The sequence below is a fragment of the Vibrio sp. 704 genome, from assembly GCF_033339295.1.
In genome coordinates this window covers 1-566 of the sequence record NZ_JAWOUH010000809.1, presented here as the reverse complement: position 1 = coordinate 566, position 566 = coordinate 1, and the positions used below count along the sequence as shown (strand labels likewise).

At 43.8% G+C, this 566-nt stretch carries 1 protein-coding gene; it reads left to right on the top strand.

Features of this window, described 5'->3' with window-relative positions; translation table 11 throughout:
• Positions 1 to 536: DNA polymerase thumb domain-containing protein (locus R7R24_RS29255; protein WP_411978849.1), on the top strand; the 536-nt coding region annotated here is incomplete at its 5' end.
• Positions 537 to 566 lie beyond the last annotated feature (30 nt).

The window sequence follows — 566 nt, the reverse complement described above, 5'->3', positions numbered from 1 at the left end:
TCGATAAGCTACCACTAGAAAAAATCCCTGGAGTTGGTAAGGTCAGTCTAGAAAAGTTACATCAAGCGGGCTTTTATCTGTGTGAAGACATTAAAAATAGCGACTATCGAGAACTGTTACGCCAATTCGGTCGCCAAGGCGCATCATTGTGGAAACGCAGTCACGGTATCGATGATCGAGAAGTTGTAGTCGAGCGTGAGAGAAAGTCGGTTGGTGTTGAGCGAACGTTTAGCCAAAACATCTCTACTTATGATGAGTGCTGGCAAGTGATCGAAGAGAAACTATATCCTGAACTGGAAAAGCGACTGGAGCGTGCCAGTCCAGATAAATCGATCATTAAGCAAGGCATTAAGGTAAAGTTCGCGGACTTCCAGCTCACTACCATTGAACACATTCATCCTCAGTTAGAACTTGAGGACTTTAAGTTGCTGCTAAAAGATATTCTAAAGCGTCAAAATGGTCGTGAAATTCGCCTCTTAGGCTTGAGTGTTATGCTCAAGCCAGAAGAGCAAGCTCGCCAGCTCAGCTTCTTTTAATCTATTCCCGCACACTTTCAACCAATTGTA